The organism is Pseudomonas sp. PDM15 (genome assembly GCF_014851565.1).
Taxonomy (GTDB): Bacteria; Pseudomonadota; Gammaproteobacteria; order Pseudomonadales; family Pseudomonadaceae; genus Aquipseudomonas.
The window spans coordinates 350,113-374,617 of sequence record NZ_JACVAA010000005.1; the positions used below are offsets into that span (position 1 = coordinate 350,113).

Here is a 24,505-nt window from a genome sequence, read left to right on the forward strand (position 1 = left end):
GTTTTTTCTTGCCGAAGCGAAGGCGCATGCGCGCCTACCGTCGCGGCAAGGGGCGACATTCTAGAGAAGCCCCCTGCCGCACGCAAGGCGAATTGGTGATTATTTGAACAGCCGTTAAGCCTTGGGCTTGGCCGCCTGGCGCTGGCGCACCGCCTCGAACAGGCAGACGCCGGTGGCGACCGAGACATTCAGGCTGCTGACGCTGCCGCCCATGGGCAGCTTCACCAGGTAGTCGCAGTGCTCGCGGGTCAAACGGCGCATGCCCTTGCCCTCGGCCCCCATGACCAGCACCGTCGGCCCAGTCATATCCAACTGATACAGCTCCTGGTCGACCTCGCCGGCGGTGCCGACGACCCACAGGCCCTTCTTCTGCAGCTTTTCCAGCGTACGCGCCAGGTTGGTCACCGCCACCAGCGGGATCACCTCGGCGGCGCCGCAGGCCACCTTGCGCACGGTGGAATTGAGGGTGGCCGACTTGTCCTTGGGCACGATCACCGCCTGGGCGCCGGCGGCGTCGGCAGTACGCAGACAGGCGCCGAGGTTGTGCGGATCGGTCACGCCGTCCAGCACCAGCAGCAGGGCCGGCCCCTCAGTGCGCTCGAGCAGCTCGTCGAGCATGTTCTCGCCCCACACCTGGCTGGGACTGACCTCGGCGACCACGCCCTGGTGCACGCCTTCGGCCCACTCATCCAGCTCCTGGCGATCCTTGCTGCCGACCGCCACGCGATGCTGAGCGGCCAGCTCCAGCAGGCTGCGCACCCGCGGATCCTGCCGGCTCTCGGCCAGCCACAGTTGCTTGACCCGCTTGGGGTGATGGCGCAGCAACGCCTCGACGGCATGTACGCCGTAGACTTTTTCCAGCTGACTCATCGCTTCGCCTTACGCCGACTCGAGCCCGGCTTACCGCCCGCCGGAGCATCTGCCTTGGGCGCGCCCTTGCGATGACCGCCGGACTTGCCAGCCGGCTTGCCCGCAGGCGCCTTGCCGCCGCCCTTCTTGGCGCCATCGAGCAGCGCCTTCTTCACGTCGCGACTCTTCTGCACATCGGTGTTGCCGAAGCCGGCAGACTTGGGCGCAGGTTTCTTGCGCCCATCGGCACCGGCACGACCGCGACCGGCAGGAGCCTTGTCGGCCTTGCCTTCGCTCAGTTCGAACTCGATCTTGCGCTCGTCCAGATCGACGCGCATGACCTTCACTTCCACGCTGTCGCCCAGGCGGAAGCTGCGACCACTGCGCTCGCCCGACAGGCGATGGTGCACAGGATCGAAGTGGTAGTAGTCGCCCGGCAGCGCGGTGACATGCACCAGCCCCTCGACATAGATGTCTTTCAACTCGACGAAGATGCCGAAACCGGTCGCCGCGGTGATCACACCCTCGAAGGTCTCGCCGACGCGATCCTGCATGAACTCGCACTTGAGCCAGTTGACCACGTCACGGGTCGCCTCATCGGCACGGCGCTCGGTCATCGAGCACTGCTCACCGAGTTTCTCCAGCGCCGCCTCGTCGTACGGATAGATGCGCGCCTTGGGCATGCTAGCCGCACCGGCGCGCTGCACGTGCTTGGTCTCGCGCTTGGAGCGGATCACGCTGCGAATGGCGCGATGCACCAGCAGGTCCGGATAGCGACGGATCGGCGAGGTGAAGTGGGTGTAGGCCTCGTAGTTCAGGCCGAAGTGGCCGTTGTTGTCGGCGCTGTACACCGCCTGGCTCAGGGAGCGCAGCATCACGGTCTGGATCAGGTGGAAGTCCGGGCGCCCCTGGATGCTGGCCAGCAGCTTCTGGTAGTCCTTCGGCACCGGGCCCTGCTTGCCCTTGTGTAGAACCAGCCCTAGCTCACCGAGGAAGGCCTTGAGCTTCTCCACACGCTCGGCCGGCGGACCGTCGTGCACGCGGTACAGCGAGGGAATATCGTGGTCGAGCATGAAGCGCGCGGTAGCCACGTTGGCCGCCAGCATGCACTCCTCGATCAGCTTGTGTGCGGCGTTGCGCTGGGTCGGGCGGATCTCGGCGATCTTGCGCCCGCTGCCGAAGACGATACGCGTTTCCTGGGTCTCGAAGTCGATGGCGCCGCGCTCGTGGCGAGCGGCCAGCAGCACCTTGTACAGGGAGTAAAGCTCCTTGAGGTGCGGCAGGACTTCCTTGTACTCGTCGCGCAGGGCCTTGCCCTCGCTGCTCTTGGGCTGCTCCAGCATGTAGCTGACCTTGTTGTAGGTCAGGCGCGCATGGGAGTGGATCACCGCCTCGTAGAACTGATAGTCGACCAGCTCGCCGGACTTGGACATGCTCATCTCGCAGACCATGGCCAGGCGATCGACATGCGGGTTCAGCGAGCACAGACCGTTGGACAGCTCTTCCGGCAGCATCGGCACCACGCGCTCGGGGAAATACACCGAGTTGCCGCGCTTCTGCGCCTCTTCATCCAGGGCCGCGCCAACCTTGACGTAGTGCGAAACGTCGGCAATGGCCACATAGAGCTTCCAGCCGCCGGAGAACAGCTTCCAGCGGCCGCTGTTCTTCTCGCAGTAGACCGCGTCGTCGAAGTCACGGGCATCCTCGCCGTCGATGGTGACGAACGGCAGATGACGCAGGTCGACGCGATTTTCCTTGTCCTTCTCTTCCACCTGAGGCTTGAGCTTGCGCGCCTCCTTGGTCACCGCCTCCGGCCACACATGCGGGATGTCGTAGCTGCGCAGCGCCACGTCGATCTCCATGCCCGGCGCCATGTAGTTGCCGATCACTTCGACGATGTCGCCCTGGGGCTGGAAGCGCGAGGTGGGCCAGTGGGTGATCTTGATCTCGACGAACTGACCGATCTTGGCGCCGCCGGTGCGACCCGGGGTGACCAGCACTTCCTGCTGGATCTTCGGGTTGTCGGCCTCGACGAAGCCGATGCCGGCCTCTTCGAAATAGCGGCCGACGATGCTCTCGTGGGCACGGGCGATCACCTCGACGATGGCGCCTTCGCGGCGACCACGCCGATCGAGACCGGAAACCCGCGCCAGTGCGCGATCGCCATCGAACACCAGGCGCATCTGCGCCGGGCTCAGGAACAGGTCGTCGCTGCCGTCATCCGGGACCAGGAAACCGAAGCCGTCGCGGTGACCGCTGATGCGGCCGCAGATCAGATCGAGCTTGTCCACCGGCGCGTAGGTACCGCGACGGGTATAGATGAGTTGACCGTCGCGCTCCATGGCGCGCAGGCGACGACGCAGGGCTTCTTCCTGCTCTTCGGTGGTCAGACCCAGCTCGGCCAGCAGCTCTTCACGGGCTGCGGGCGAGCCGCGCTCGGCCAGGTGCTGCAGAATCAGCTCGCGGCTGGGGATGGGGTTTTCGTATTTTTCCGCCTCGCGGGCGGCCTCAGGATCGAGGGATTGCCAATCGGCCATTAAGTGAAATCACCTTTACGCATATATAGATGTGTGTGCCATATGCCTATTGAAGCGCGAAACGGCATCGGGGGTCAGCACAATAATTTTTTCGCCGTCAGGGGTTTACAAGCAAAAGGGTGCTCCGTATAGTTCGCGCCCACAACGTTGCTGAGACGTTGTAACACGGAAGCGATTGAGTAATCATAGTTTCCCGTGCCCAGGTGGCGGAATTGGTAGACGCACTAGGTTCAGGTCCTAGCGGTGGCAACACCGTGGAAGTTCGAGTCTTCTCCTGGGCACCACTCTTCAGAAACCGAGCCGATGGCTCGGTTTCGCTTTTAACGGAGCAGCTTCCGCGCCGCGAAAACGGCGAATGCTGGAAAAAGTCGGCGAGCGATCGTCGCAATGTGCCCAGGTGGCGGAATTGGTAGACGCACTAGGTTCAGGTCCTAGCGGTGGCAACACCGTGGAAGTTCGAGTCTTCTCCTGGGCACCACTCTTCAAAACAAAACCGAGCCAATGGCTCGGTTTTGTCTTTTCTGGCTCCTGCAAATCCCGGCAGCAGGAGCGGCCCGGACCGGGCCACTCTCACGCCCAGCCCGTTACACCTTGAACTGCGCGAAGCTCGCCCGCAGCTGAGCCACCAGGCCGTCCACCACGCGCCCACTGGCCGCCGTCTCGCTGACAGCTTGGGCCGCACGCTGGGCCTCGCTGTGGATCACCTCGACCCGGCCACGCACCGCCGACGCGCCATCGGCCTGATGGGCGGCGGAACGGGTCGCGATGTCGATGGCGCCGTGCACCTCATCCACCGAAGCCTGCACCGATTGCTGCAGACGTGCACTGTCGCGCAGCGCCTTGAGACCTTCGGCCGCCTGGCCGCCGGCCTGACCGATCACCGCCACCGCCTCGCGGGCGCCCTGCTGCAGGGCCGTGATATGCGCCTGGATATCACCGGTGGACTGCTGGGTCTTGCTGGCCAGGGCGCGCACTTCGTCGGCCACCACGGCAAAACCACGACCGCTCTCCCCCGCCCGCGCCGCCTCGATGGCCGCGTTCAGGGCAAGCAGGTTGGTCTGCTCGGCGATGGACTGGATCACCGTCAGCACCACCTCGATCTGCTCGCTCTGCTTGGCCAGCTTCTCAATCACCGCCGAACCGTTGTCCACCCGAGCCACCAGCGCCTCGATCAAAGCGCCGACCTTTGACGCGATGGCCGCATTCTCGTGGGCCGCCTGACGGATGGCCACCACGCGCTGCTGAGCATCATGCATGGCCCGGCTCTCGGCCTGGGCTGCCGCCGCCATCTCTTCCAGCGCCTGCAGGCTGCCGGCCACCTCGTCACGCTGGCGCCCGGCCGCGGCCTCTGCGGCTGCACTGCGCTGGGCCAGGCTGCGGATCTCCTCGCCGGTGCGCTGCGCCACCTCGCCGGCCTCGCGCACGATGGGCTGCAACTTGGCAATGAAGCGATTGACCGCATCGGCCATCTCGCCGACCTCGTCGTTGCTGTCCAGCTGCACCCGACGGGTCAGGTCGCCCTCGCCGGCGGCCAGATCCTTGAGCGCCGCGATCAGGAGCTGCAGACGGCTGAGCACACGCCAGCCAAGCACCAGCGCGACCACCGCCAGGGTCAGCAGACCGACCACCAGCAGACCACTGGCGATGCGCCAACGCAGGCTCTCGGCGGCCTGCTGCACGGTCTCGCTGCCATTGCGCGCCATGTCGGCGGTGGCCTGTTCGGCCAGCTGCAGGCGCTGCTGCAGGGCCTGGGTACTCTCCTGAGCGGCGCCGGAGAGGCTCTTGTCGACCAGCTCGCCAGCGCTGCCGACCAGGGTGGCGAAGCGCGCATCGAGAGCAGTCAGCTCCTGCTCCACGCCATCCAGCGACATGCCCAGCTGGACCTTGCCGATGGAGGCCCCCATCGGATTGATATCCACCTCGACCATGTGAACCTTGGGATCGCGGGACGCCGCGTCGACCAGCTTGGCCAGGGCACCGTCACCCTGCCCGGCCGCCACCAGCTCGCGCACCCGCGAGCTGCTGCGGTTGAAGTTGCGGGTCAGACGCTGACCCTGGGCGTCATAGAACACCGCGAAGAGCACGGCGGGATCGCGCTGGACGATGCGGGTCAGGGCGGTCAGGGCCGGGGCGTCGTTGTCCCAGATCGCCTTGGGCGCCACGCCGGCGAGCATCTGGGCGATGGAATTGCCGGACTGCTTGAGGTTCTCCTCCAGCACCTTGCGCAGCTGCGCCTGTTCGGCCTTGAGCTGGGTGGAGAGACCGCCGGAGAGGCGCTCGCGGGTATTGGTGGAGAGCGCAGCCAGGCCAGCGCGCATCTCTTCCTCTGCGCTTCCCAGCTCGCCGACCAGCCGCTGGCTCTCGCCACCCAGGCGCTGGGTCAGGTCATTGACCAACTCGTCCACGGTGGCGCGGGTCAGCCAGACGGCCAGCCCCACCTGGGCCAGCATGGCCAGGCCGAGAGCGATGAATACAGGTCGCAGCAGGCGGCTGCGCAACAGCGAGAACAGAACGGACACAACGAAACTCCTTCCGGCCAGGCGACCTATGCCTGTGCATCGGCCGCATTCAGCAAAGCTGTAGACAAAGCAAGGTATAGGCCAAATGCCAGCATAAAAAAACCCCGCTCAGCGCGGGGTTTTGCTCTTGCGAGTAACTCAGTATTCCGGGTTGCCCTTGAGCTGAGCTTCCGCGGCCTTGGCCAGGTCCGGCGGCAGGAAGTCCTGGTCCGGGTTGTAGTCCGGCTTGAGGAAGCTCGACAGGGAGTCCAGGTCGGCCGGCGCCAGGGTGCCGGCGGCCTGCTTCAGGCGCAGGTTGTTGAGGATGTAGTCGTAGCGCGCGTTGTTGTAGTTGCGCACCGAGCTGTACAGCTGGCGCTGGGCATCGAGCACGTCGACGATGTTGCGGGTACCGACCTGGTAGCCGATCTCGGTGGCTTCCAGGGCGCTCTGGTTGGAGATGATCGACTGCTTGCGCGCCTGCACGGTTTCCACGTCGGTGTTCACCGCGCGGTGCAGGTTGCGGGTGTTTTCCACCACCTGGCGACGCAGGCTCTCGCGCTCCTGCTCGCTCTGACTAAGGCGATGGTACGCCTCGCGCACCTGGGAACTGGTCAGGCCACCGCTGTAGATCGGGATGTTCAGCTGCAGACCAATGCTGGTCTGCTCGGCATCGCCGTCATAGGGCGAGGCCAGGTCGTTGTTGGTGAAGCCGAGGGAGTCGTTGTCGCCCTTCTGGTAGCGGGCCACGGCGTCCAGGGTCGGCGCGTGGCCGGCCTTGTTCTGGCGCAGAGTCTCTTCGGCGGCATTCACCGCATAGTTGCTGGCCTGCAGATTGAGGTTCTGCTGGGCGGCGGTATCGACCCAGGCCTTGGCATCGTTCGGCGTCGGCTCCAGCACCGGCAGGGTGTGCAGGATGCCCTCGATGGAGGCGTACTCGCGGTTGGTCAGGGTGACCAGTGCCTGGAACGCATCATCCACCGAACGCTCGGCGAGAATGCGGTTGGCACGCGCGGTGTCGTAACCGGCTTGGGCTTCCAGCACGTCGGTCTTGTCCGACAGGCCCACGTCGAAACGCTCGTTGGCCTGGTCCAGCTGACGCTTGAACGCCGCTTCCTCGGCCTTGGTCGAGGCCAGGGTGTCTTGGGCGCGCAGCACGGCGAAGTAGGTCTCGGCGCTCTGCAGGATCAGGTTCTGCTCGGTGGCGGAAAGCTGCAGAGCGTACTGCTGGTCGGTGGCCTTGGCCGCCTGGAACTGGAACCAGCGATCGGCACGGAACAGCGGCTGACTCAGGTTGGCCTGATAGGACAGGCCGCTGCGCGAGCTATCGACATTGCCCGAGCGGGTGTCCACGTCGGTATCGGTGTTCATCGCATCGGCACCGGCCGACAGGTTCGGCAGCAGGCCGGCGCGGGCCTGGGGCACCACTTCGCTGATCGCTGCGTAGTTGGCGCGGGCGGCGGCCAGGTCGGCGTTGTTCTTCACCGCCTCGTTATAGACAGTGACCAGATCGGTCTTGCTTGCCTGCGGGGCGTCTTCCGCCCATGCCATTCCGGTGGTGGCAGCAGCTACCGCGAGCGCCAGAGAGAGTCTGCGTAGCATGATCAGTCCTAGATGCGGGGGAATCGAGCAAGGCTAAGGCTGTCGCAGGCGGCGGTCAAGGCGGGCGCAGCGCAACGGTAGGCCACTTTGCGACAAGCTTTGTTTCTTGGCCGCAACAATGCCCAGGACTATAGCCGTCAGTTTGCCGATTCCCGACGAAACGCCACCCCGCCGCCGCATGCGGGTTGGTGTTCCAACCCGGGCTTGATTAGACTGCCGGCAGTTCTTGTCGGGGTGCCCAGAGTCGTGGGCTGAGATCGGATAGTTCCGGATCCCGTTGAACCTGATCAGGTTAAGGCCTGCGTAGGGAACAAGATGTCCTCGCCGCTCGGCGAGTCTTCTCGCACCAGCCATGGTGCGCCTTGCGTCATCAGGTTCGCTCCGACATCCAGCCAGGAGCCGAGCCGATGAGCAGCAAACCACAAGTACACCTGAGCGAGAGCGCCCGCGTCGACCAACAGTCCGTGCAGCCCTTCCCGCGCTCGCAGAAGGTCTATGTGCAGGGCTCACGCCCGGACATCCGCGTGCCGATGCGCGAGATCAGCCTGGATGTCACGCCCACCGCCTTCGGTGGCGAGATCAACGCCCCGGTCACCGTCTACGACACTTCCGGCCCCTATACCGACCCGAGCGTGACCATCGACGTGCGTCAGGGCCTGGCCGATGTGCGCAGCGCCTGGATCGAGGACCGCGGCGATACCGAGAAACTGCCGGGCCTGTCCTCCGAGTTCGGCCAGCGCCGCCTGAACGACGCCGAGCTGACCGCCATGCGCTTCGCCCATGTGCGCAACCCGCGCCGTGCAAAGGCGGGGAAGAACGTCAGCCAGATGCACTACGCCCGCCAGGGCATCATCACCCCGGAGATGGAATACGTCGCCATCCGCGAAAACATGAAGCTGGCGGAGGCGCGCGAAGCAGGGCTGCTGAAAGAGCAGCACGCCGGGCAGAGCTTCGGTGCGTCCATCCCGAAAGAGATCACCCCCGAGTTCGTGCGCAGCGAGATCGCCCGTGGCCGCGCCATCATCCCCGCCAACATCAACCACGTGGAGCTGGAGCCGATGATCATCGGCCGCAACTTCCTGGTGAAGATCAACGGCAATATCGGCAACTCGGCCCTGGGCTCTTCCATTGAAGAAGAAGTGGCCAAGCTGACCTGGGGCATCCGCTGGGGCTCGGACACGGTCATGGACCTGTCCACCGGCAAGCACATCCACGAGACCCGCGAGTGGATCATCCGCAACAGCCCGGTGCCGATCGGCACCGTGCCGGTCTACCAGGCCCTGGAGAAGGTCAACGGCATCGCCGAGGACCTGACCTGGGAACTGTTCCGCGACACCCTGATCGAGCAGGCCGAACAGGGCGTGGACTACTTCACCATCCACGCCGGCGTGCTGCTGCGCTATGTGCCGCTGACCGCCAAGCGGGTCACCGGCATCGTCAGCCGCGGTGGCTCGATCATGGCCAAGTGGTGCCTGGCGCATCACAAGGAGAACTTCCTCTATACCCACTTCGAGGAAATCTGCGAAATCATGAAGGCCTACGACGTCAGCTTCTCGCTCGGCGACGGCCTGCGCCCGGGCTCCATCGCCGACGCCAACGACGCCGCGCAGTTCGGTGAGCTGGAGACCCTCGGCGAGCTGACCAAGATCGCCTGGAAGCACGATGTGCAGACAATGATCGAAGGCCCCGGCCACGTGCCGATGCAGCTGATCAAGGAGAACATGGACAAGCAGCTGGAGTGCTGCGACGAGGCGCCCTTCTATACCCTCGGCCCGCTGACCACCGACATCGCCCCCGGTTACGACCACATCACTTCGGGCATCGGCGCGGCGATGATCGGCTGGTTCGGCTGCGCCATGCTCTGCTACGTCACGCCCAAGGAGCACCTGGGCCTGCCGAACAAGGATGATGTGAAGACCGGGATCATCACCTACAAGATCGCCGCGCATGCTGCCGATCTAGCGAAAGGTCATCCGGGCGCGCAGATCCGCGACAACGCCCTGAGCAAGGCGCGCTTCGAGTTCCGCTGGGAAGACCAGTTCAACCTCGGCCTAGACCCGGACACCGCGCGCAGCTTCCACGACGAGACATTGCCCAAGGATTCGGCCAAGGTCGCCCACTTCTGCTCCATGTGCGGGCCGAAGTTCTGCTCGATGAAGATCACCCAGGAAGTGCGCGACTACGCCAAGGAAAATGGCCTGACCGACGAGCAGAAGGCCATCGAGGCCGGCTTCGCCGAACAGTCCGAGCGCTTCAAGGACGAAGGCGCGGTGATCTACAAGCAGGTCTGAGCCCCGCCCTCGCCAGGCCCCGCGCAGTTCGCGGGGCCTGTTTATTTCCCTGCAGAGAACAATAACGAAGTGAACACGCCCAACTATTCCCCCAACCTCGCCGTGCCGCTGACCGAGCGCGCCTTCGGTGCCCGCGACCTGCTCGTGCTGTGGTTCTCTCTCGGCATGGGCCTGATGGTGCTGCAGGCCGGCGCCCTGCTCGCCCCCGGCCTGGGCCTGGCCGGATCGCTGCTGGCGCTGGTCCTCGGCGTCGGCCTCGGCGCCTTGCTGCTCGGCGCGGTCGGGGTGATCGGCAGTGATACCGGCATGGCCTCGATGGCCGCCCTGCGCCTGAGCCTCGGCAGCCACGGTGCGGCGCTGCCGGCGTTGCTCAACCTGCTGCAGCTGGTCGGCTGGGGCGCCTTCGAGATCATCGTCATGCGCGATGCCGCCAGCCTGCTGGCCGGCAAGTTCCTCGGCGCCGATAGCGCCTGGACCAACGCCACCCTATGGACCCTGTGCTTCGGCGCCCTGGCCACCCTGCTGGCAGTCGCCGGGCCGCTGGCCTTTGTCCGTCGCGTGCTGCGCCAGTGGGGCATCTGGCTGTTGCTCGGCGCCTGCGCCTGGCTGACCTGGAACCTGTTCGCCAAAGCCGACCTGGCCGCGCTGTGGGCGCGCCCGGGCGACGGCTCGATGAGCTTCGCCCTGGGCTTCGACCTGGCCATCGCCATGCCGCTGTCCTGGCTGCCGCTGATTGCCGACTACTCTCGCTTCGGCAAGCGCGCCGGTGGTGTGTTCGCCGGAGCCGCGCTGGGCTTCTTCGTCGGCTGCCTGTGGCTGATGAGCCTGGGCGTTGCCTACACCCTGGCGTTCACCACACCAGGCGAGGCCAACAGCCTGCTGCTGGCCCTGGCCGGCGCCGGAATGGGCATCCCGCTGCTACTGATCCTGCTCGACGAGTCGGAGAAGGCCTTCGCCGACATCCACTCGGCCGCGGTTTCCAGCGGCACCCTGCTGCCGTTCAAGGTCGAGCACCTGGCGCTGGCCATCGGCGTGCTGTGCACCCTGATCGCCTGGTTCGCGCCGCTGGCGCAGTACGAGCACTTCCTGCTGTTGATTGGCTCGGTGTTCGCCCCACTGTTCGGCGCGGTGCTGACGGACCACTTCGTCCTGCGCCGCCGCCAGCTGCCGAGCAGCGTGCCGTTGCTGCGCTGGGACAGCCTGCTGGCCTGGGTCTGCGGCGTGACCACCTTCCATGTGCTGGGGAACTTCTACCCCGCTGTCGGCGCCACCCTGCCAGCGCTGGGCCTGGCCGCCGCCCTGCAGTTGCTGCTGGGCAAGCTGGCCGGGCGTGGCTGATCAGCCGCGACCGGAGAAGTAGAACGGCCTGAGGAATACCGTTGAGGCGCAGATAAGGAATGTGCAACAACGTAGCCCGGACTTCAGTCCGGGAGGACGCCAGACATGTCCCGGACTGAAGTCCGGGCTACCGACTCGCAGGGAGAAAGCCTCAGCCGCGACCGGGGAAGTAGAAGGGTTTGACGATGCCGTTGAGGCGCGAATAGGGAATACGCAGTTCGGGATGACCGCTGGCGTAGGGCGCAATGCGGCCGATCTCATACTTGAGCATCACCGAGCCACGCAGCAGGGCAACGTTGGCGGTGCGGGCGAAGGGCCACTCGGCCTGGTACTCCAGGTCCTCGCCCAGGCCATTGGCCTTGAGCCAGGCCTGGTGGGCCAGTTCGGCCTGCTGCCAGAAGGCGGTCTGCTCTTCCGGCAGCAGCAACTCCTCCAGGCTCAGCACCCGCTTCAGTTCGCGGTCGTAGTTGAGGTAGGCACGCCCGGGAATACCGTGGGCGCCACCGGTGAAGCGGTAGCTGGACAGTTCGATCACCACCAGACGGTCGTGCTGCTCCAGCACCTTGGCCTGCAGGTAGCTCATCCAGCCCGGCTTGGCCGTGGCCAGAAACTCGCGCTCGTAAGCCTGCAGCGAGGCTGGCGGCGGATCGCCCGGCAGCTCGATGGTCAGCTTGAGTAGCTCCTGCTCGATGCGCGCATTCAGCTCGGGTAGATCGTCCAGACGCTGCAGGTCGATATTGATCAGCGGGCACTCCTTGCCTGCGCAGCCCGCCGGGCGATGTTCCCAGGCGTCACGCGTGACGGGCAGCGACGACGACTTTGGCTTGGCGGCGAGCAGTATTGCCTGGCACCCGCTCAGCAACAGCGAGAGAGACAGCAGGCCGGCAACGGCGATGGGACGCATGGGTTTTCCTCGGGACGGCGACGGGCGTTTCGACTGTGCACCACGCCGGGTGTTCCCGGCGCGCGCGGCCATTGTCGCCGCACGCGCCGTGCCATCCAAGCCCATCCGTAACTGGTTCTCAGAGGCTGAAGTCGCGACGCACCTGCAGATAGAGCCGATCCCGATTGTCGAACTGACCGTACTGGGTGGTCTGCCCGCCACTGAAGGCGATGTAGCCCGTCTCCAGGTACCACTGGTTCCACGGCCGGTAGCCGAGGTTGGCCTTGACCATGTGGCTGCTCTGCACCTCGCGGTTGTACAGCCAGAGGATGCCGGCGTTGAGGCGCTGCTTGGACCAGTCCTTGAGCACCGCCGCCGAGGCCTCCCAGCCGGTCTCGCGCTGCAGGCTGTCCGGCGCGCCGTGGCGATGGCTGACCGTGGCCTGCAAGTTGACCGTCCATTCGTTGCGCGTCAGGTCGAGGCCGAGCAGCGCCGCCGACTTGGGCACGTTCTCCGCGCCTTCCGGGGTCTGCAGCGGTTCGTTGAACAGGTGTACCAGGTCGCCACGCACCACCCAGTCGCCGGCCGGGCGGGCGAACGAGGCGCCGACCAGGCTGCGCCGGCGCTGTTGCTCGACCAGTTGGCCCTCCTCCACCACATACAGCGGATCGGGACTGAGGCCGTCGAACAGGTAGAAGTCCAGGTCGGTGCCGTCGACCAGCATCTTGCCGCGCCAGCCGATATCCGGGCGTTCGTGCTCGTCGTCCTCGGACAGCCCCTCCGGCCGCCCGGCAATGGCGAAGTCGGCGCCGGCCGGAGCGTAGCGGGTGTCCTGGGCCTTGGGTGCGATGACGAACTGCTGCTCCAGGCTGTCGCCATAGATCTCCACCACCGCCATCGGCCGGGTCTGCCGGCCGAGCGAGTAGTCGTCGATGTAGGGCAGCAGGAACTCGCGCAGGTCCAGCGGGTTGAGCACGTCGACCAGGCGGAAGTAGTCGCCGCGGCCCCAGGCGATCTGCTGCTGACCGAGGCGCCACTGCCAGTTGTCGCCGGCCCAGGTCAGGTACAGCTCGCGCAGGTCCTGGTCGGACTCCATGCGGTCCTCCAGCTTGCCGCCGGCATCGTCGTACTGGCTGCGGTAGCGGCCGAGCAGCACGCTGTCGAGGGTCCAGTTGCCCTCGCTGACGCGGCTCTCCAGCAATGCCTCGATACGATGGCCGGAACTGCTGGCCCCGGTGGTGTCGTGGTGATAGCTGTCCTTCACGTGGCCGCGGCTGCTCAGGGTCGCCGCGGCCAACGGCAGACTGGTCAGGCCCAGAAGGCCGATAAGCATTGCGCGCATCAGCGAATCCCGTTGCGCAGGGCGCGCTCGCTGAAGTTCTGGTCGCCCAGGTCCAGGTTGTAGTCGGCGGCAGTGCGCAGCAGACGGGTCTGGCCACCCTCGACCAGGTTGCTCATCAGCGATTCGTTAACCGTCCAGAAACCCTCCACCTCGGCTACATCCACCACCTCGAAGGTCTTGATCTGACGACCACCGCGAAAGAACTCGTCGCGCAGGATCAGCTTGCGCTCGCGGTCGACATACACCAGGCGCTGGCTGTAACCGGTGCGCGGGTTCTCCAGGCCGTCGGCAGTGCGCGCCTCGATCACGTAGACCGGACGGCCCTTGTACTCCTCCTCGCGCAGCAGCTTGTACTGGTAGTCGTCGACGCGCATGCGCTCGATGTCGGCGAAGGAGAAGTCGGTGCCGAGGAACGGGCCCTCCTTGGAGTTGGTGGCGATGCGCCGGGTCTTGCGCAGGGCCGGCAGGTACAGCCACTGGTCGTCCTCGCGGGCGGCGGCCTCGGCGTAGCTGTGCATGAGGATGCCGGTGCCGGCGGTGTCGCTGGGCGCGGTGAAGTACAGGGTGGCCTTGCGCTCCTCGCCGTACTCCTTCTCCAGCATCAGCAGCTTGCGCTCGCGGACGAAGCCGTCGGCCATGGTCTGCACCAGGGTCACTTCCGAGCGGCGGTCCTGACCCTCATCGCGGTCGCGCACGGTGCGCATGATGGCGGCGGGGTCGAGGGCCTCGGCCAGGGCCGGCAGGCTCAGCAGCAGGCCGAGGGCAATCAGGGAAATACGCATGGGGAAACTCCTTAACGACAGTCGACTGTCAGGTAACTGTTCGGGGTGGATGACCACTGGGCCTTGGCCTCCAGCTGGTAACCCGGCAGGGATGGGGTGGCGGCGCGCTCGCGGCCCAGGGCGACCAGCTTGAGGCGCTGGAAGTCGGGCCGCGCCAGGTCCTGCAGATCGCGGCTGCGCAGGCTTTCGGCGATCAGGTAGAGCTGGGCCACTTCGTCGTCGCTGGCCGGCAGGCTGGCGTCGCCGTTGAGCACCCGCTTGAGGTAGATCAGGATGTCGGCGGCCGAATAGGCTTGCTCGCTGCGCTGGCGCAGGCTGCCCACCTCCTGCTGCAGGGCCTGCAAGGTGGCGGTGCGCGGCGGCATCTTGGCCTCGGCCTGCAGCGTCCACTCGGCGAGCTGGAAACCCTGCAGCGCCCCCTGGGCGCCGCCGGTTACCCGGCAGCTGGGAGAGAAGTCGGCGGCCAGGCGCTTGGCATAGCTCAGCAGCAGCTCGGCCTTGTCGGCCTCGGCGTAGGGATGGGCCAGGCGCAGCCAGAAGTGCGTGCCATCGTGCTGCGCCGTGACCAGACGCGGACCAAGCAGCGGGTGCTGCTCGACCAGCCCGGCCAGGGTCTTGAGGCCCGCGGGCGTCAGCTCGCGCGTCTCGATCAGCCGACGGAAGCGCACGTCGTCGCCCTGGGCAGCGATGGCGTTGGTGCTGGCCAAGCTGTCCAGGGACTGGATCGGCGTGCGCCCCTGGGCATCCTTCACTTCCCACAGGTTCTGCGTGGCACCGACCAGGCGTTGCAGGTGCTCGGCCTGGTACAGCTCGCCGCCCGGGTAGAGCGTCAGTGCCAGCCAGTCCTGGGCGCCGGCAGGCAGGGCCACGCACAGCAGCCAGAGCAGGTGCTTACGCATTGGCGGGCTCCGCCTGCGGATGCGCCGAGGCCTGCGGCTCCTGGCGGGTACGCACGAACACCGGCAGCACCAGCAGGGCGAACAGCGCGGCGAACAGCATGGTCAGCGAGATGAAGAAGCCCAGGTTGACCAGCGACTGGTACCCCGACAGGCACAGCACCAGGAAGCCCAGACCCAGCGCCAGGGTGTTGATCAGGATCGGCTTGCCGGTATGCCGCAGGGCGTACTGGGTGGCCTCCTGCGGTGTGCCGGGGCTGTGGCGCATGGCGGCGATCACGTGGATCGCATAGTCGATGCCGATGCCGAAGGAGATGGCCGCGATGATCGAGGTGCCGATGTCCAGGTCGGTGCCGCTCAGCGCCATCAGCCCGCTGATGCCCACCAGGGTGAACAGCAACGGCAGCAGGGCGACGAAGCCCAGGCGAATCGAATGGAACATGGCCATGACCATCAGCACGATCAGCGCCGGCGAGGACAGGATGCTGTTGATCTGCCCCCACACCACCGCGTCGGTGGTGGCCACCAGCACTTCGCCGTAACCGGACACGCGCACGGTCATGCCGGCCGGCAGCACCTCGCGGGCGTAGTCCAGGGCGCCCTGCATCAGCGCGCCGACTTCCGAGGAGCGGTCGGTGTGCAGGATGGCCAGGACCCGGCCGTTCTGGAAGCGACGGTCGACCACGTCGAACAGGTCGCGGCCGTTGGCGTTCTCGTACAGCAGGTAGTACTGCGCCAGCAGGCTGCCGCTGATGTCGCTCGGCAGGCGGTACTGCTCGGCGGCGAACTCATCCTGGGTCACCTGATGCAGGCGCTTGACGAAGTCGGCCGGCGAGTAGGTGAAGCCGACCAGCTGCTGCTGGCGCAGATGCTCCTGCAGCTTGGCCACGGCCTCGATCACGGCCGGGTCCTTGAAGGCATCGACCTTGCCGCTCTCGATCATGATGCTGATCGGCGTGGTGCCGCCGAACTTGGCGTTGATTGCCGCGTCGTCCTGGCGGATGCGGCTGTCTTCCTCGAAGTAGCCGATCACCTGGTTATCCACGGTGAGGTTCTCCACCACGTACCAGCTGCACAGCACGATGGCCACCAGCATGCCCAGGGCCAGCTTCTTGCCGTAGCGGGCGAAGTGACCGAGGGCGGCGATCATGCGGTCCAGGCGGTCGCTGACCAACAAGCCGTGGCGCGGCGGCTCGGCCTTCCACAGGATGACGATGGCCGGCAGGAAGACGATGGTGATCAGCCAAGCGAAGAAGATGCCGAAGCCGGTGAAGATGCCGAACTCGCGGATGAAGGTGACGTCGGTCCAGATCAGCGAGAAGAAGCCGACCAGGGTGGTCATGCAGGTCACGAACATCGGCCAGAACAGCTGCTTCATCACCTTGAACGCGGTGTCGATGCGCGCCTGGCGATCTGGGTTGGGCGGCAGGTTGCGGTAGTAGTCGGCGAGGAAGTGGATGGCGTCGCACACCGCGATGGAGATGATGAACACCGGCATGATCGAGGTGATGATGTTCTGCTTCACCCCGCAGGCAGCCATCAGGCCCAGGGTCCAGATCAGGCTGAAGATGGCGATCAGCAGCGGCGCGACAACGCCCTGCAGGCGGCCGAAGCTGATGAACAGGATCGCCAGGATCACCAGCAGCACCGCCGGCAGCAGGGTCTGGTTGTCCTTCTCCATGTTCGACGCGGTCTGCGCGGCGATCATCGGCGGGCCGCTAAGGTAGATGCGATCGTCGCCCTGCACCTGGTCGGTGATCGCGACGATCGCCTGGTAGACCTGCAGCATGGCCGGCGAATCGTCCTGGGCGATGTTGAACTCGACCTGGATGGTGGTGGCGCTGCCGTCACGCGAGACCAGGCTGTCGAGGAACAGCGGGTTGCCCATGGCCTCGGCGCGCAGGACGTCGAGCGCGGCCTTGTCCTGCGGCACGCGCGGCATCAGCGCATGCACATCGAGCGCCTCGTCGACGGTCAGCAGGTTCTCCACGGTGACCAGGCTGCGCACCTTGCGGATCGGCACCAGGCGGGTGTGCAGGCTGTCCAGCCAGGCTTCCTGGGTATGACTGAGCTCACCGGCCTCGGCCAGGCGCTGCTTGAGCGCGACCAGACGCGGCTGGTCGGCCGGGGTCAGGCCGCCTTCGAGGATGGCGTCGACATCTGCTTGCAGGCGCGGATCCTCGGCCAGGGCGCGCAGCTTGTCGCTGTCGCCCGGCTGCACCATCTCGATGGCCTGGAAGGCGCGAGTCAGCTCGGCCACCAGGGCCAGGCTCTTGGTGTTGAAGATATTGCCCTGAGGATTCTCCAGGGCGACGAAGGCCTGCTCGCCGGTGTTGGAGAACAGGCGCTTGTTGTCGGCATCGGCCACCCGACTGGGGTGGCTCTTGTCGATCATGTAGGGGGTGCTGTTGATCTCCAGGCGCCCCACCGCGACCACCGCCGCGGCGCTGATCAGCAGCAGGATGGCGAGCATCAGCCAGGGCCGATGCAGCATCCAGGAGAGCAACTCGACGGCGCGAGTCTTCATGCCGCGGCTCCTTCGCCGGTGTAGGCGTCCAGGCGCAGGTCGTCCTTGGCTTTGCTGCGGTTCTGCGCCTCGGCCACCAGGTTGGCCCAGATCACGGTCTTGTGGATCTCGCTGGTGCCGCCTGCGAAGAACAGGCCGATGGAGTCGCGCAGCAGGCGCTCGAAGTGGAAGTCGCGGCGGTAGCCGTAGTTGCCGTGGATGCGCATGGCGTTGAGGCAGGCCTCGTGCATCGCCTCGCTGGCCAGCATCTTGATGATCGAGGCCAGGGTCGAGCAGTCGCGGCCGTGCTCCAGCTCGGTCAGACCGCGGCCGACCACGCTGCGCAGCAGCTCCAGCTGGGTGTAGGCCTGGACGATGTGGCCCTGCACGTACTGGTTGTCGCTGATCGGCCGGCCGAAGGCTTCGCGCTTGAGGCTGTACTGCATGCACTCGTCGATCACCGGCTGCATGCAGCCGACGATGGAGACGCCGGTGAAGATGCGCTCGACCAGGAAGCCGAAGTACAGCACGCGCAGGCCCTGGCCCTCGGTGCCGACCAGGCTGTCGGCGTCCAGCGCCACCTCGTCGAAGCTCAGGCTGCCGATCGGCGTGCCACGGTTGCCCATCAGCTCGAAGGGGGCGGACTGCACCAGGCCGGGCTTGGCGGTCTCGGTGATGAAGCAGGAGATGGCGTTGGTGCCGGCCTCGTCCAGACGGGCGAAGGTCATGCAGATGTCCGCCACCGGGGCGTTGGTGATGTTCCACTTCATGCCGTTGAGGCGATAGCCAGCGCCGTCGCGACGTGCGGCCAGCTTCAGCGAGCGCACGTCGGAGCCGCAGCCCTGCTCGGTGATGGCGAAGCAGCCGATCTTCTCACCGCTGATCAGCGGCGGCAGCCAGCGCTGCAGCTGTTCCTCGCTGCCGTAGCTGATCAGTGCGGCCTGCACCAGGGCTACCTGGGCGACGAAGGACACCAGCACGCCCATGTCCTGGCAGCCTTCGGAGAAGCCTTCCAGCGCGGCGGAGAATTCCCAGATGCCGAGGCCCTGGCCGCCGTACTGCTTGGGCATGTGTACGCCGAACAGGCCGCTGCTGCCCAGGGCGCGCCACAGTTCGCGATCGAAGCCCAGCTCCTGATCACGCTGGGCCGAGGTGGGGCGCACCAGTTGGCGGCCGACGGCCAGGTAGTGGGCGCGGATGTCTTGCTGCTGTTGGTTCCAGATACCGTTCATGTTCATGCTCCTATGTGCAGGTTGTTCTGCTGCTTGGCTTCGCGCAGCTGGGAAAGGAATTCGTCGCCTTCGAGTTCGATCAGGCCTTCGATCTGGGCCACCCGCTCGCGGTCGATGGCATCCAGGCGCAGCCAGAACGGATGCACCTCGCGGCCCTGGTAGCGGTTGGCGTAGAGGTGTTCGGCCGGGATGCTGGCGGCGCGCGCCGGCATGACCTGCGGGCGGAAGCCGAAGAAGCCGAGGTTGCGCAGGGTGACCTGACGCTCGCCGTCGCCGACCATCGCCGCCACGCCGCTGTCGGCCTTGCACAGCAGGCGGCCGTATGCGCTGAGCAGCAGCATGCCGGCCTTCGCCTCCAGCACCGGGTCGCCAACTTGGGCCTTGGTCACCCGGCCGATTTCGCGCACCTGCTCCACCGGAAGATCCTGCAATTCGGCGATCTGCGCATAGAGGTCACGACCGAAAGCGGTCTCCACGCCGAAGGCCGGGCGCTGCTCGTCGTCGAAGCGCTTGCCGCGGGCTATCGGCGCCTTGAGGGTGGAATAGGCCAGCAGTTGCTGGTCGCTGTCGCGCACCAGGACGATATGCACGTCCTCCTGGGCCAGGTGCTCCAGCGGCTCGGCGTGCAGCTGGCGCAGCGCCGCCACCTGCGGGTTGATGAAGCCGACCTTGGCGTAGTGGACGAAGGCGAAGCGCAACAGCTGGCGGGTCAGGTTGTTGTCCAGCTGGTAGTTGGGAATCGCGTAGGTGGCGATGCCGGCGCGGCGATCGATGCAGAACTGCTGGTAGCTGCGCAGGCCGCCCAGCTTGGGCGCCTGGTAGTGCTTGACCGAGCGCTCGAGGAAGAACGCGTCGGGCCGCTCCGCCGGCAGCTGGCGCCACTGCGCCAGAGCCTGGCGCCCCTGCTCCAGCTGTTGCTGGTGTTCGCGTTCGGCCTGGGCATCGCGACGGCGGATCAGCTCCCAGACGTCGACATAGATGGCGTCGCGCACCGGGCGGCCGTTGAGCAGATCGATGATCAGCGCGGTGGCCAGGGTGCCGAACAGGTGGGCGGCGATGCCCAGCTGCGAGGTGTAGTCCTTGCCGGCCAGATGGCGGTCCAGTTCGGCGTACATCTCCAGCGGCACGCATTCCACCGGGATCAGGTAGGAGCAGGCCTGCATCGGGTCGAGAGTGGCCACCTGCTCGGCGCTCAGCTGGTTGTCCAGCACCGCCAGATCCGGGTTGCGGTAGTCGAACACCGGGATGTACTGGGCGGCAGCCATGTCGTAGCCACACACTACCGGCTTGTACTGGCGCTGGCAGACACGGTGCAGCAGGTACTTCATTTCCAGCCCGGAGCGCCCGGTGACGTCGATGGCATCCACCACCACGTCGGCCTGGGCGACCATGGCCTCGACGTTGTCCGGCGTCACGCCGTGGCCGTGCAGCTCCAGCTTGATGTAGGGGTTGATCTGCCGCACGCGCTCGGCGAACACCTCGACCTTGGTCCGGCCGATGTCGCTGGCCACCATGTTCTGGCGGTTGGCGTTGTTCAGCTCGTAGCTGCCGTTGTCGGCCAGGATCAGGTGCTCGGCACCGCTGCGCACCAGCAGCTCGATCACGCTGCCGCCGGTGGAGCCGCAGCCGGCCACGAGGATGACCGCCTCACGCAGACCACACTGGTCGTCGGTACTGATGAACCCGGCGTTGCGCAGGGTGAGTTCGCGGTAAAACTGGTCGTGATCCAGAGGGGGCTGGGGGTGGCTCATCGTTGCATCCTGCTGAGTTGGGAGAGGCGGGCATCCTATTCAGCGCTTTAATGGCACAACAAGGACCAAAACCCCCTCGCTGTCATTAACGACAAATACACATAACTTCTTGTTTTTATTGATATTTATAGATGTGATCACAGATATTCGAGACGCAGAAACGACAACCGCCCCGGAATGGGGCGGTCTGTCATGGAACCGTCATCGAAAAAAGCGGTCGCGAGCCTCTAGCTCACCAGTTTGTGCAGGTTCTCCGGCACCTTGGTCAGCTCCCAGAGGAAGCTGTCGAGCTTGAAGGTGGAAGTGCGGATCTTTTCCTCGATCTCCTGAAGCTCGCGGCAGACTTCCTGGTAGCGCTGTTCGCGGCGCACGGCGGCCAGGGCCTCGCTGATCCGCTCCGGCTGCGCGCCGATGTACTCGCGCACGCGCTTGCCGTCCTTCTGCGGGCGCACCAGATAGAGGTAGCGTTGCTGGTGCCAGTAGGGCGTGGCGGCGATGCGCGGCGAATCCTGCAGGGCCTCGAACTCGGCCAGCAGGTTCATGCGCAGGGACTTGAGGCTGTCCAGTTGCTCGGAGATACGCCAGACCTTCTGCCCCAGGCTCTCCTGATCGCCGAGCTTGTCGGCGTGGCTCTCGCGGTGGGAGATGTCGGTGATGGTCAGCAGGCTGCCACGGTCGCTGCCGTCGATGCTGGGAATCGGCGCGGCGCTCATCTGTACCCAGCGCACCTGGCCGTCGCTCGCCTGGATGCGCATCGGGTAACGCTCTGCCGAAGGGCCCTGGCGCCGCTGCATCAACACCACTTCCACCAGGTCGGCGGAAATCACCTGGGCCAGCGGCCTGCCCAGCGCTTCGGCCGGCGAGTAGCCGAGGAACTGCTGCATGAAGGGGTTCATGTAGGTAATGCGGCCGAACGGGTCGAGCACCACCAGGCCCTCCTGGGCCTGCTCCACCAGGTTCTGGTAGCAGCGGGTGTCGCCGGTGCTGTAACAGCTGGCCACTTGCAGCTGCGGCTGCTCGCCGAATTCGGCATCGGTGTAAGCCACCGGGATATCCGTGTCCGGGTCGTATTGCCGGAGCAGATCGATCAGCTCTGCAGCGCGCATTCCCCCACCTCCCTGTTGAAGTCGATACCAACGGCCCCGAGTATACTCATCGGTAGCCAATGAAAAAGACTGCTATTTACGATAAATGCCGAACGGCACGGCATCTCGGGCGTCACATTGTCTTGATTGAATGAGCCGGCGGCGACAGTGCCGGCCGCAGCGGCAACCCTTGCCAAAGCGCCGTTGCCGCGCGCACATTCACCATTAGCTCGCCAATGACGGCTGGATTTTCTGCGGGGAAGGACCCTGCCACGAGGGGGAATTGCATGTCACATGCCGATGTCGAGGTACTCCAGCGCGAGACCTGCTTCAAGGGCTTCTATCGCCTGGACCGCCTGCATCTGCGTCACCGCCAGTTCGCCGGCGGCATGGGCCCGCAGCTGAGCCGCGAGCTGTTCGTGCGCCACGACGCCGTCTGCGTGCTGCCCTACGACCCGCAGCGCGACAGCGTGGTGCTGATCGAGCAGTTCCGCGTCGGCGCCATGGACAAGAGCGCCAACCCCTGGCTGCTGGAGCTGGTGGCTGGCTTGATCGACAAGGACGAGCAGCCCGAGGAAGTGGCCCACCGCGAGGCCGAGGAAGAGGCCGACCTGCAACTGACCGCACTCTGGCCGATCACCCAGTACTACCCCTCCCCCGGCGGCTCCGACGAGCGCGTGCATCTTTATGTCGGCCGTTGCAACAGCGAGGGCGTGGGTGGCGTGCATGGCCTGGCCGAGGAAGGCGAGGACATCCGCGTGCACGTCTGGCCGCTGGAAGATGCGCTGCAGGCGGTAAAGGACGGTCGCATCGACAACGCCGCCAGCATCATCGCCTTGCAATGGCTGGCGCTGAACCGTGCGGAAGTGCGGGGGCTGTGGTCATGAACATGCTGCGCGAGCGTTACCGGGTCGACCTGGTCGAGCTGCAGGCCGCTTGCGAAGCCAACTACGCGCGCCTGCTGCGCCTGCTGCCGGACATGCGCGAGGCTCAGGGCGAGCGTCGCGTGGCCCTGAGCCAGGGCGACCTGCTGCTCGGCGTGCTGCTGATCCGCGTCACCGAGAACTGCCCCTACACCACCACCCTGGAAGTGCGCCAGGAGCACAGCCTGCCCTGGCTGCCGGTGCCGCGCCTGGAAGTGCGCGCCTACCACGACGCACGCATGGCCGAGGTGATCGGCGCGGAAAACGCCCGGCGTTTCCGAGGCATCTACCCCTACCCGAATGCCGCCATGCACCAGCCGGACGAGAAAACCCAGCTCAACCTGTTCCTCGGCGAATGGCTGAGCCACTGCATCGCCTGCGGTCACGAACTGGTCACAGTGCTGTGATCACAACCGCGCAAATGTGACGAGTTCACGTTTGCCGGGTTTACCGAATCGCGTTTCACCCACCATAATCCTGGGAACCCGCCCAGGAGTAGGCCCTTGTCGCGCCCGTCGTCTCTTGCCTCCGATCGCCCGGTACTGCTGGTGCAGTTGTCGGACAGTCATCTTTTTGCCGAGGAAGACGGCAAGCTGCTGGGCATGAACACCCGCGACAGCCTGGAAAAGGTGGTCGAGCGGGTGCAGGCGGAACAGAGCGACATCGACCTGATCCTGGCCACCGGCGATCTCTCCCAGGACGGCAGCGTGGCCTCCTACCAGAGCTTCCGCCAGCTCACCGCCAACCTCGATGCCGACACCCGCTGGTTCCCCGGCAACCATGACGAGCTGCCGGCCATGCGCGAAGTGTGCGATGGCAGCGACCTGCTGGAGCCGGTGATCGACCTGGGCAAGTGGCGCATCACCCTGCTCGACTCCTCGATTCCCGGCGCTGTGCCCGGCTACCTGGCCGACGACCAGCTTGAGCTGCTCGAGCAGGCCCTGAGCGAAGCCCCCGAGCGTCATCACCTGGTGTGCTTCCACCATCATCCGGTGTCCATTGGCTGCAGCTGGATGGAACCCATCGGCGTACGCAACCCCGACGCCCTGTTCGCCGTGCTGGGGCGTCACCCGCAGGTCAAGGCGGTGCTCTGGGGCCATGTGCACCAGGAGTTCGACCAGCAGCGCGGCGGCATCCGCCTGCTCGCCTCGCCCTCCACCTGCGTGCAGTTCGCCCCCGGCAGCGAGGAATTCCAGGTCGACACCACGGCGCCCGGCTACCGCTGGCTACGCCTGCATGCCGACGGACGGCTGGAGACCGGCGTGTCGCGCGTCACCGGCATCGACTTCGAAGTGGACTACAGCATCAAGGGCTACTAAGTCCGCAAGGCCGCTTGTCAATGCTTGCGGCTAGCGCCGCCTAGCTTGTAGCCTCCCGCTCCATGAATCCCAGCATCCTTTATATCCACGGCCTCAACAGCTCGCCGGCCTCGACCAAGGCCAGCCAACTGCTCAAGGTGGCCGAACACTGCGGCATCGCCCAGCATCTGCGCGTGCCGGCTTTGCACCATCACCCGCGCCAGGCCATGCAGCAGCTGCAGGCGGCCATCGCCGAACTGGGCAGCCCGCTGCTGGTCGGCAGCTCGCTGGGCGGTTACTACTCCACCTTCCTGGCCGAGCAGCACGGACTCCCCGCCCTGCTGATCAACCCGGCGGTACGCCCGCACCGGCTGTTCGGCGGCAAGGAGGTCGAGCAGACCAACTACTACACCAACGAGACCTGGCTGCTGACCCACGACCATGTCGCCGCCCTGAGCGAGCTGGAAACAGCCGAGCCGCGCGACCCCGCGCGCTACCGGGTGTGGCTGCAGACGGCCGACGAGACCCTGGACTACCGCCACGCCGAAGCCTTCTATGAGGGCTGCACGCTGGATATCCAGCAAGGTGGCGACCACAGCTACCAGGGCTTCGCCCAACGCATTCCGGAAATTCTCACCTTGGCCGGCTTCGATCCGGCCTTGTGGGCCGATTTCGACTTTTCCACCCTTTGA

The 24,505-nt window shown here is 65.9% G+C and carries 17 protein-coding genes, 2 tRNA genes, 2 pseudogenes and 1 riboswitch; of the genes and pseudogenes, 8 read left to right on the top strand and 13 right to left on the bottom strand.

Annotated features, from left to right (window positions below):
• Window positions 1-114 precede the first annotated feature (114 nt).
• Window positions 115-870: a 23S rRNA (guanosine(2251)-2'-O)-methyltransferase RlmB gene (gene rlmB / locus IB232_RS16275; RefSeq protein ID WP_192399647.1), complete on the bottom strand. Its 756-nt coding sequence runs from the start codon at window positions 868-870 to the stop codon at window positions 115-117.
• The gene (rnr, locus tag IB232_RS16280) at window positions 867-3,386 is read right to left on the bottom strand and encodes a ribonuclease R (RefSeq protein WP_192399648.1); all 2,520 of its coding nucleotides are present in this window, start codon (window positions 3,384-3,386) and stop codon (window positions 867-869) included. Before rnr ends, rlmB begins: the two co-directional genes overlap by 4 nt.
• A 197-nt stretch (window positions 3,387-3,583) precedes the next feature.
• On the opposite strand from rnr, the gene IB232_RS16285 reads away from it, so the two are divergent.
• Both IB232_RS16285 and IB232_RS16290 read left to right on the top strand, forming a co-directional pair.
• Window positions 3,584-3,670, top strand: a tRNA-Leu gene (locus IB232_RS16285).
• Between the two features lie 107 nt (window positions 3,671-3,777).
• A tRNA-Leu gene (locus tag IB232_RS16290) sits at window positions 3,778-3,864 on the top strand.
• 106 nt (window positions 3,865-3,970) lie between these two features.
• On the opposite strand, the pseudogene IB232_RS24010 reads toward IB232_RS16290, so the two are convergent.
• The 3 genes and pseudogenes from IB232_RS24010 to IB232_RS16300 all read right to left on the bottom strand — a co-directional run.
• A pseudogene (locus IB232_RS24010) lies at window positions 3,971-4,480 on the bottom strand (methyl-accepting chemotaxis protein); the annotation flags it as partial.
• A gap of 348 nt (window positions 4,481-4,828) precedes the next feature.
• Window positions 4,829-5,836: pseudogene (locus IB232_RS24015) on the bottom strand (HAMP domain-containing protein); the annotation flags it as partial.
• A 207-nt stretch (window positions 5,837-6,043) separates the two neighbouring features.
• The gene (locus tag IB232_RS16300) at window positions 6,044-7,486 is read right to left on the bottom strand and encodes a TolC family outer membrane protein (RefSeq protein WP_192399650.1); all 1,443 of its coding nucleotides are present in this window, start codon (window positions 7,484-7,486) and stop codon (window positions 6,044-6,046) included.
• A 220-nt stretch (window positions 7,487-7,706) separates the two neighbouring features.
• Window positions 7,707-7,813: riboswitch (TPP riboswitch) on the top strand.
• An 80-nt stretch (window positions 7,814-7,893) separates the two neighbouring features.
• On the opposite strand from IB232_RS16300, the gene thiC reads away from it, so the two are divergent.
• Window positions 7,894-9,777: a phosphomethylpyrimidine synthase ThiC gene (thiC, locus tag IB232_RS16305; RefSeq protein WP_192399651.1), complete on the top strand. Its 1,884-nt coding sequence runs from the start codon at window positions 7,894-7,896 to the stop codon at window positions 9,775-9,777.
• 69 nt (window positions 9,778-9,846) lie between these two features.
• Window positions 9,847-11,115, top strand: coding sequence for a putative hydroxymethylpyrimidine transporter CytX (gene cytX / locus IB232_RS16310; RefSeq protein ID WP_192399652.1), 1,269 nt, complete (start codon window positions 9,847-9,849; stop codon window positions 11,113-11,115).
• 151 nt (window positions 11,116-11,266) lie between these two features.
• On the opposite strand, the gene IB232_RS16315 is transcribed toward cytX, so the two are convergent.
• The 8 genes from IB232_RS16315 to IB232_RS16350 all read right to left on the bottom strand — a co-directional run bounded on the left by IB232_RS16315 (window position 11,267) and on the right by IB232_RS16350 (window position 21,613).
• The gene (locus tag IB232_RS16315) at window positions 11,267-12,019 is read right to left on the bottom strand and encodes an RsiV family protein (RefSeq protein WP_192399653.1); all 753 of its coding nucleotides are present in this window, start codon (window positions 12,017-12,019) and stop codon (window positions 11,267-11,269) included.
• Between the two features lie 118 nt (window positions 12,020-12,137).
• On the bottom strand, window positions 12,138-13,340 hold the full coding sequence (locus IB232_RS16320; protein WP_192399654.1) for a DUF1302 family protein: 1,203 nt from the start codon (window positions 13,338-13,340) through the stop codon (window positions 12,138-12,140).
• Window positions 13,340-14,122 (bottom strand): outer membrane lipoprotein-sorting protein, encoded by a 783-nt coding sequence (locus tag IB232_RS16325; protein WP_192399655.1) that lies wholly within the window; start codon window positions 14,120-14,122, stop codon window positions 13,340-13,342. The genes IB232_RS16320 and IB232_RS16325 overlap by 1 nt, the downstream gene beginning before the upstream one ends.
• 11 nt (window positions 14,123-14,133) lie before the next feature.
• Window positions 14,134-15,021, bottom strand: a complete 888-nt coding sequence (locus tag IB232_RS16330) for a hypothetical protein (RefSeq protein WP_192399656.1) — start codon at window positions 15,019-15,021, stop codon at window positions 14,134-14,136.
• Entirely contained in the window at window positions 15,014-17,545 is a 2,532-nt protein-coding gene (locus IB232_RS16335; RefSeq protein ID WP_192399657.1) for an efflux RND transporter permease subunit, read from the bottom strand. Before IB232_RS16335 ends, IB232_RS16330 begins: the two co-directional genes overlap by 8 nt.
• Window positions 17,542-18,756 (bottom strand): acyl-CoA dehydrogenase family protein, encoded by a 1,215-nt coding sequence (locus IB232_RS16340; RefSeq protein ID WP_192399658.1) that lies wholly within the window; start codon window positions 18,754-18,756, stop codon window positions 17,542-17,544. Before IB232_RS16340 ends, IB232_RS16335 begins: the two co-directional genes overlap by 4 nt.
• A gap of 2 nt (window positions 18,757-18,758) precedes the next feature.
• Window positions 18,759-20,507 (bottom strand): HesA/MoeB/ThiF family protein, encoded by a 1,749-nt coding sequence (locus tag IB232_RS16345; RefSeq protein ID WP_192399659.1) that lies wholly within the window; start codon window positions 20,505-20,507, stop codon window positions 18,759-18,761.
• Between the two features lie 227 nt (window positions 20,508-20,734).
• The gene (locus IB232_RS16350; RefSeq protein ID WP_192399660.1) at window positions 20,735-21,613 is read right to left on the bottom strand and encodes a PAS domain S-box protein; all 879 of its coding nucleotides are present in this window, start codon (window positions 21,611-21,613) and stop codon (window positions 20,735-20,737) included.
• 266 nt (window positions 21,614-21,879) lie between these two features.
• Here IB232_RS16350 and IB232_RS16355 point away from each other — a divergent pair, with 266 nt between their 5' ends.
• From IB232_RS16355 to IB232_RS16370, 4 genes are all read left to right on the top strand, one after another.
• Window positions 21,880-22,479 carry an NUDIX domain-containing protein gene (locus tag IB232_RS16355; RefSeq protein ID WP_192399661.1) on the top strand — a complete coding sequence of 200 codons (600 nt, stop codon included), beginning with the start codon at window positions 21,880-21,882 and terminating at the stop codon, window positions 22,477-22,479.
• Window positions 22,470-22,922, top strand: a complete 453-nt coding sequence (locus IB232_RS16360) for a DUF1249 domain-containing protein (protein WP_192399662.1) — start codon at window positions 22,470-22,472, stop codon at window positions 22,920-22,922. The genes IB232_RS16355 and IB232_RS16360 overlap by 10 nt, the downstream gene beginning before the upstream one ends.
• 96 nt (window positions 22,923-23,018) lie before the next feature.
• On the top strand, window positions 23,019-23,834 hold the full coding sequence (gene cpdA, locus IB232_RS16365; RefSeq protein WP_192399663.1) for a 3',5'-cyclic-AMP phosphodiesterase: 816 nt from the start codon (window positions 23,019-23,021) through the stop codon (window positions 23,832-23,834).
• Between the two features lie 62 nt (window positions 23,835-23,896).
• Window positions 23,897-24,505: a YqiA/YcfP family alpha/beta fold hydrolase gene (locus IB232_RS16370; protein ID WP_192399664.1), complete on the top strand. Its 609-nt coding sequence runs from the start codon at window positions 23,897-23,899 to the stop codon at window positions 24,503-24,505.

Bases quoted from the DNA above. Each gene is read 5' to 3' on its own strand.
- rlmB (WP_192399647.1), bottom strand. From the start codon at position 870: ATGAGTCAGCTGGAAAAAGTCTACGGCGTACATGCCGTCGAGGCGTTG.
- rnr (WP_192399648.1), bottom strand. From the start codon at position 3,386: ATGGCCGATTGGCAATCCCTCGATCCTGAGGCCGCCCGCGAGGCGGAA.
- IB232_RS16300 (WP_192399650.1), bottom strand. From the start codon at position 7,486: ATGCTACGCAGACTCTCTCTGGCGCTCGCGGTAGCTGCTGCCACCACC.
- thiC (WP_192399651.1), top strand. From the start codon at position 7,894: ATGAGCAGCAAACCACAAGTACACCTGAGCGAGAGCGCCCGCGTCGAC.
- IB232_RS16315 (WP_192399653.1), bottom strand. From the start codon at position 12,019: ATGCGTCCCATCGCCGTTGCCGGCCTGCTGTCTCTCTCGCTGTTGCTG.
- IB232_RS16320 (WP_192399654.1), bottom strand. From the start codon at position 13,340: ATGCGCGCAATGCTTATCGGCCTTCTGGGCCTGACCAGTCTGCCGTTG.
- IB232_RS16325 (WP_192399655.1), bottom strand. From the start codon at position 14,122: ATGCGTATTTCCCTGATTGCCCTCGGCCTGCTGCTGAGCCTGCCGGCC.
- IB232_RS16330 (WP_192399656.1), bottom strand. From the start codon at position 15,021: ATGCGTAAGCACCTGCTCTGGCTGCTGTGCGTGGCCCTGCCTGCCGGC.
- IB232_RS16335 (WP_192399657.1), bottom strand. From the start codon at position 17,545: ATGAAGACTCGCGCCGTCGAGTTGCTCTCCTGGATGCTGCATCGGCCC.
- IB232_RS16340 (WP_192399658.1), bottom strand. From the start codon at position 18,756: ATGAACGGTATCTGGAACCAACAGCAGCAAGACATCCGCGCCCACTAC.
- IB232_RS16345 (WP_192399659.1), bottom strand. From the start codon at position 20,507: ATGAGCCACCCCCAGCCCCCTCTGGATCACGACCAGTTTTACCGCGAA.
- IB232_RS16350 (WP_192399660.1), bottom strand. From the start codon at position 21,613: ATGCGCGCTGCAGAGCTGATCGATCTGCTCCGGCAATACGACCCGGAC.
- IB232_RS16355 (WP_192399661.1), top strand. From the start codon at position 21,880: ATGTCACATGCCGATGTCGAGGTACTCCAGCGCGAGACCTGCTTCAAG.
- IB232_RS16370 (WP_192399664.1), top strand. From the start codon at position 23,897: ATGAATCCCAGCATCCTTTATATCCACGGCCTCAACAGCTCGCCGGCC.